Source organism: Xanthovirga aplysinae (assembly GCF_009711365.1).
In the GTDB taxonomy this organism is placed as follows: domain Bacteria; phylum Bacteroidota; class Bacteroidia; order Cytophagales; family Cyclobacteriaceae; genus Xanthovirga; species Xanthovirga aplysinae.
Map to the genome: position 1 here is coordinate 1 of NZ_SMMB01000992.1, position 6,303 is coordinate 6,303.

Annotated in this window: 8 protein-coding genes; 4 read left to right on the forward strand and 4 right to left on the reverse strand. The window is 33.9% G+C overall.

Features of this window, described 5'->3' with window-relative positions; all coding sequences use genetic code 11:
• The 3 genes from E1171_RS24255 to E1171_RS09805 form a co-directional block, all read left to right on the forward strand.
• A partial coding sequence (locus E1171_RS24255; RefSeq protein WP_222931459.1) for a hypothetical protein occupies positions 1 to 210 on the forward strand: 210 nt, incomplete at its 5' end.
• Entirely contained in the window at positions 204 to 368 is a 165-nt protein-coding gene (locus tag E1171_RS09800; protein ID WP_222931460.1) for a hypothetical protein, read from the forward strand. The genes E1171_RS24255 and E1171_RS09800, both read left to right, overlap by 7 nt.
• Before the next feature lie 143 nt (positions 369 to 511).
• On the forward strand, positions 512 to 1,288 hold the full coding sequence (locus E1171_RS09805; RefSeq protein ID WP_155205825.1) for an EI24 domain-containing protein: 777 nt from the start codon (positions 512 to 514) through the stop codon (positions 1,286 to 1,288).
• An 89-nt stretch (positions 1,289 to 1,377) separates the two neighbouring features.
• On the opposite strand, the gene E1171_RS09810 is transcribed toward E1171_RS09805, so the two are convergent.
• Entirely contained in the window at positions 1,378 to 2,073 is a 696-nt protein-coding gene (locus tag E1171_RS09810; protein ID WP_187696373.1) for a YdcF family protein, read from the reverse strand.
• A gap of 829 nt (positions 2,074 to 2,902) precedes the next feature.
• On the opposite strand from E1171_RS09810, the gene E1171_RS09815 reads away from it, so the two are divergent.
• Positions 2,903 to 3,706 carry a universal stress protein gene (locus E1171_RS09815; RefSeq protein WP_155205827.1) on the forward strand — a complete coding sequence of 268 codons (804 nt, stop codon included), beginning with the start codon at positions 2,903 to 2,905 and terminating at the stop codon, positions 3,704 to 3,706.
• A 31-nt stretch (positions 3,707 to 3,737) separates the two neighbouring features.
• Here E1171_RS09815 and E1171_RS09820 read toward each other — a convergent pair whose 3' ends face one another.
• The 3 genes from E1171_RS09820 to E1171_RS09830 all read right to left on the reverse strand — a co-directional run bounded on the left by E1171_RS09820 (position 3,738) and on the right by E1171_RS09830 (position 6,116).
• Positions 3,738 to 4,100: a hypothetical protein gene (locus E1171_RS09820; protein WP_155205828.1), complete on the reverse strand. Its 363-nt coding sequence runs from the start codon at positions 4,098 to 4,100 to the stop codon at positions 3,738 to 3,740.
• Positions 4,101 to 4,289: 189 nt separating this feature from the next.
• Complete coding sequence (locus E1171_RS09825; RefSeq protein WP_155205829.1) at positions 4,290 to 5,264, reverse strand: DnaJ C-terminal domain-containing protein; 975 nt, start codon at positions 5,262 to 5,264, stop codon at positions 4,290 to 4,292.
• 9 nt (positions 5,265 to 5,273) lie between these two features.
• The gene (locus E1171_RS09830; protein ID WP_155205830.1) at positions 5,274 to 6,116 is read right to left on the reverse strand and encodes a universal stress protein; all 843 of its coding nucleotides are present in this window, start codon (positions 6,114 to 6,116) and stop codon (positions 5,274 to 5,276) included.
• Positions 6,117 to 6,303: the final 187 nt, after the last annotated feature.

Consider the following 6,303-nt stretch of genomic DNA (forward strand, 5'->3'; position numbering starts at 1 on the left):
ACTTTGATTCGTTGCATGCTGGATTTTTCTTTCTCTATTAACTATTATCAAATGATCATCAAACCTAAACACGTATTAGGAGTGGTTCTCCTTGTGTGTACCTTTCGCCTAATTCCCAAAAATAACCATCTGATTTATCATTCATTTACCCATATTCTGACGATAGGAAAATTAGTAGGGTGGTGGACATTGATTTTCACCAAGTGGTAGAATTTACTACTGTTGCCGTATTGACTTCCGATCCTATATTTGTTACAGGAGGAATAGCCGATTGGGATTGGAAATATGAAATTGGTCCTTTAAAGGAGGGAAGTTATATGCTAAATGTTTCTTACCTTTTTGGGAAAATTAAAGGTATAGATGGGTAAATGTGATATGTAGGGACACAAAGCTTTATGTCTCTATGATACGCTCTATTTTTCACTTTTAACTCTTCCCTCTTTACTTCATTTCTCACTCCAATTTTTATTACTTTTGTTGCATTTAATTCTAATTAAATGAGCAAGAACCTATGCGTCTTTTGAATGAATTTTTCTTGAGTCTACATTTTTATTACAAAGCTCTAAGATTTATTAATAAGCATCGGTTGCATTACATGAGTTGGGTTGCTGCCGGATTTAATTTGGCGGCCTTTTTATTGGTAGGTGTTTTAGCTTATGTTTATGCTGCTTCCATTACCGATTATTTATTGTTGAAAATGGGTCTTGAGGATTCTGGATCAAGATGGTCTGTTGGTTTACAGTTAATAATTGGTTTTACTATTAGACTCATTGTAGTCATGTTGTATCTTAAATTATATAGGTATGTCATTCTTTTATTTTTTTCACCAATTCTCACTTTTATTTCAGATAAGGTTCAGGATATTGAAAATCAAAACCCACAACCATTTCGTTTAAAACGCTTCCTTTCTGATATGATTAGAGGAAGCATTATTGCTTTAATAAATATTTCAAAGGAGTTGGTGTTTACCATTCTTTTCCTGTTGATTGGATTTTTGGTGCCTGTTATTTCCCCTCTTGTGCCCTTTGCCATTTTCTTTGTGGAGAGTTATTTTTTTGGTTTTTCTATGGTGGATTACCGAAATGAATATTTTCAGATTAATGTTTCGGATAGTAATAAGATCATTTGGAAACATAAAGGCTTTGTTCTGGGAAATGGCATAGTTTTTAATCTTTTGTTATTAATTCCATTGGTAGGAGTACTTTTTGCTCCTAGCTGGGCTGCTGTGGCTGCAGGATTAGGGATAAACGAGTTAGAGAACAAGTATAGAATAATTAAAACCGAATAATAATTAATGAGAAATCAATAGAAGAAATAGAAATTCTAGCCTTATGGGTTCAAAAGTTTTAAGTTCTTAATTCTTCAATTCTATCTTAATTAGATATATCCTGCCAATTTATAACTTACCATTCCCAATAATTCATGAAGGAGAACTCGCCAATGATAAATTGCCTCTGAATTGGGTATTAGCATAATTGGCTTGAATTTTTGGTCTACTGTATAAAAATCAGTGCTAAATGTATCAACTTTGATAGATTCATGTTCAAAACATGCTTTGGCCCTTCTCATATGAAAGGCCGAAGTGATAAGCAAAAGCTTCTGATTTTGATAGTTTTCTTTTAGTATTAGGGCGCTGTTTCGAGCATTTTCATGGGTATTTCTTGATTTTTCTTCCAGAATGAGGTCTTTTTGAGGAATTCCGGCCATTCTGCAGACCCGAGCCAAATCTTTAGCTTCACTAATTTCCTGGTTAAAAAAATCTCCACTACCTCCGCTGATAAGAATTTTTTTGATTTTTCCTCTTTTATATAAATCGATAGCATGGATAATTCGGTCGGCTCCTTTATTAAAGTAGGTTCGATCTTTTGGTGATTTTTGCAAATTAGTCACTCCCGTAAGGACAATGCCTATTTCATAATTTTCAACATCTTCAATAGAAACTGCTGGAATTTCCCATTTGGTTAATAACTCATTGATAACCCACTTATTTGAAAATAGTACCAGAAGTAAGATGCTTAAGGAAAAAAGGAATTTCTTAAGTTTCTTTCTTTTGGTAATATATGCCAAAAACATTAAGAGAAAAATTATGTTTATCGGCATAAATAGGAAGTAAATAGATTTTGAAAGAATGAAAAACATAAGTATCGGTATAAGGATAAATCAGGTCAAAAATACAGAAAACCCAACATGGAATTGCCAAGATAGATCATATTTAAATCCTTTTATTTACATAACAAAAGCTCTCCTCTTATTCACCAATCCACTTTTGGTTTCCATTAAAAATCTCCATCTTTCTAACAATAAAAAAAGCACAGGCTTATTTTTACCTGTGCTTTTGAATTTTTCATATGTAAAAAAGTAAAGGACAAAATGTTATAGAATAACACCTTGTACCATTTACTTAATTACATAACCCCAATAATAGATCTTTATCACTTCAGTTTGTTTGATTTCATCTTAAATATTACCCTAAACTAGGGAGCTTATTTCAGTTTTCAAATAAAATTTTATTTCTTTTTTTGAAAGGGTAGATAGGTTTGGTTTTATTGTGTGCTAATTTTTTTAAAAAAAAGTTTAATTCTCTTAATTCAGGTAATTTTAAAGAGGAATTGACTCTAATTTGCAAGGGAAAATGAATAAAGTATGGAAATTAGTGATTTAAAGATTTACTATTTTTTTAATTGATCTTTTCAAGTGCTTTTTTTCTTATTGGGGGGGAGAGCAGAATTAATCGATTTTTTTGATATTTTTTCATTAGTAGTTTTCTTTTCTCTAATAAGGCTCCACTTTTCTTTCATTTTTTATTAATGGATTTCCATTTCAGGAATTAATTGGTATTAAGATGAAAATGATTATCAAAGTGTTATGGTGTTAGATTTTAATCATTTGAAAAAATAATGCCATGAAAAAGATTCTGGTTCCTTATGATTTTTCCCCCCAGGCACGAGTTGGAGCAAAAATGGCTTGTCAGCTTTCAAATTTATATGATTGCTTCGTGGAATTAATAAATGTAGTAGGTTTTAGAAACGAAACTATAATTAGGCATGAATTAATTGCTCAGGAAGAAGATCGTTTGAAAGCCTTGATAAAGGAGCTTCCTATTGTGAAGGATAGGATCACTTTTCGGGTATTATCTGGGAAGTTTCTATCTACCATTCTTGAAGTTCTTTCAGAGGAGGATGTGGAAATGATGGTAATGGGTACTAAAGGTTCATCTGGCATTAGTGAATGGGTATTAGGTTCTAATGCTGAGAAATTAGTGCATTATTGTAATAGGCCTGTATTGACTATTAAGCATGCTATGAGCCTGGATAAAGTAAAAAAAATTGTGTATGCTACAGATTTGGCCGATGAGCAGGAAAAAATTGTGAAGGAATTAAAACGTTTTCAGAAAAATCTTAAGGCGCATCTATATATTTTAGCAGTATTAATGGATGAACAAAATGTGAGCAGAGGAGAAGTTCGTAAAAGAATGGTGGAATTTGCCCAAAAGCATCAATTTGAGAATTATAGTTTGAATACCATTAATGATATTAATGAAGAGGAGGGGATTTTTTCCTTTGTCTCTGGCATCAATGCCGATATAATTGCCATGGCAACCCACAGTAGAAGAGGATTAAATTATTTGTTTAAAGGAAGTGTTGCTGAAAGTATTGTCAATCATGTGAAAAGGGCAGCTGTTTGGACTATGAGTTTAAGGGCTTAGAAATCTTAACCCTTTTCTTTAAAACTGATGTTTATCTATTCATATATTTCAAAAATAGATTAATTTGGGCTTCACCTACTGTGGGATTTGTCGACTGTCCATTGATGGTTACAAGGAAATAGCCCAAAGGAGATAAAATCCAATCTTGGTACAAAACATGACCTTCCGAACGAAAAATGGCCTGAACATTTTCTTCCAGAGGGATATCCAATGCTTTACAAATGCAGCTAACTCTCTTTATGGTATTTTGAATTTGGGCGACATCTCTATACCCAAGTTCTCCAATCAAATCTCTTGCGTAATATTTGAGCTTTCTACTTTTTACATTCGATCTAAAATTTTCAATATAGGGGTTTTCAAGGCTTTGCTCTATCCGAAGAAGGGGGTGTTCCATGACAAAGTTTATTCTTTATGCTTTGGGAAAGATTTGTTTGAACGGTTTTCACGACTCCCATGCTACATTGTTAGCCAATGTGGAGTAGCATTGTTGAATGGGAGCCCTTTCTCTGATTTTTAATTTAACAGGTTCTCTTTATTCTCAAATGTTTTTTGTTGGGTAAAGTTGGGTTCCATTGGAGTTTTTTTAATAATTAGATTTTTGATTTTGTAAATCCTTAAGTTTTTCAAATAGCTTATGTTCTTCAGGGCTTAGGGCAGTGGGTATGGATATTTGTATACGGGCGTAAAAATCTCCAAATTGATCATTTTTTCCATAAATGGGCATTCCCTTTCCCTTTATCCTTAGAACTTTACCGTTTTGGGAACCTTTGGGAATCATTAATTTGAGTTTCCCATGTGGGGTGATTAAGGAAGATTTTCCTCCCAAGACGGCCGTGTAAAGATTTACCTGCAAATCGGAATAAAGATCTTTCCCTTTACGCTGGAAGGTGGAGTGTTTATTTACCTGCAAGGCGATATTTAAGTCACCCGAAGGACCACCATAGCTTCCTGTATATCCTTTTCCCTTTAATCGTAAAATCTGACCACTTTCCGCACCGGGTTTTATTTTAATCTTTAATTTTTGATTATTTACTACAATTATTTTGGTGCTTCCTTCAAAAGCCTCTTCAAAACTTAGGGTTAATTCGCTATTTAAATCCTGTCCCTTGTGAGGGCGTCTGCCTCTTTCAAAGAAATCTTCTGGTCCTCTTCTTTCGGTTCCTCCTCTAAATGGACTGCCACCAAAAATGGTTTGAAAAAAGTCGGAAAAACCGCTTTCCCCAAACAGATCATTTAAGTCACCTTCATATTGCTGGTAATGATTCCTTCCTCCCCCTTGACTTGTGTATTGAGACCAATCAAAACCCTCTGCATCTTTCCCTTGACTTTGATAATATTTCCAGTTGGCTCCTAGTTTGTCATACTTTTTCCTGTTTTCCTCATTTCCAAGGACTTCATAAGCCTCGCTGATTTCTTTAAATTTTTCCTCCGATGCCTTATTTCCAGGGTTTTTGTCGGGATGGTATTTTGTAGCTAGTTTACGATAGGCCTTTTTTACCTCATTTGCCGTAGCAGATTTATCAATGCCTAAAATTTGGTAATAGTCCTTAAATTCCATGAGATAATTCTATTGGAGGTTTAAGCTAAGAACAGGAATAGGGGAGTGGTTAATAATATATTCCGTGGCACTACCTGAAAATAACCGTTTAAAACTTTTCTGTCTATGTGTAATCATGCCAATTAAATCGGGATGATGATATTTGCAAAATTCAAGTATCCCTTCTTCAAGGTTGAAATAGTTAAAAATATGAAGCCCTTTTATATGGTCAGAATATTGCTCTTTAACTTTTTCCATGGCTAGGTGAATACTTGGAGTATCCCTAAAATCCATTGGAGTATTGATAAAAAGTAATTCAACCTTGGCATTGATCCATACTGAAAAGTTTAAGATTTTTTCTATGGCTGGAGATTCAGTCTCCTTCTTAAAGTCATAGGCAAGTATTATTTTTTTGAAAGATAATTGCTTTGGTAAAGCTTTAACCACAAACACCGGTACACTAGCTTGATGAATTACTTTGTGGGTATTGGAACCTAGCATTTCCGCTGGCCATCCTTCTGCACCATGAGAACCCATTATCACCAGATCAAATGGTTGTGATTCAATATGCTTGAGTATTTCGGAAGGACTCTCATTAAAAGAAAGGTTTTCCTTGGCATTCACGTTTGCTTTTTGAGCTTCTTCAATGAGATGTTGGATCTTGGAGCGAGCAGAAGCAATGTGAGCTTTAACTTCAGGGAAATTTTTTTCTTTTTCCTTTTCTAATTTTATCCAATTTAAGGGTGCTTCTACCATGTGAAAAAAATGAACTTCGGCTTGAATAAATCGGGCAAGTTCAATGGCTATTTTAGATGCATTTTGGGCACAATCTGAAAAATCTGTGGGAACTAAAATCTTTTTTAAGGTTCTCATATTGTGGGGGAAGGTATAAGGGGAACATGAGGTGGTTTGTATTAAAGTTATAGATTTTTTTGGAATGATAGGGGTTTTTGTGGCTTTAGGGTATTTTAATTTTATGGTAAATGGGAGATTATTATGGTTTTCTGTCAATTTCCCTTTTATTAAATTATGATTGATATTTTGGCTTTATGGAGAGTTT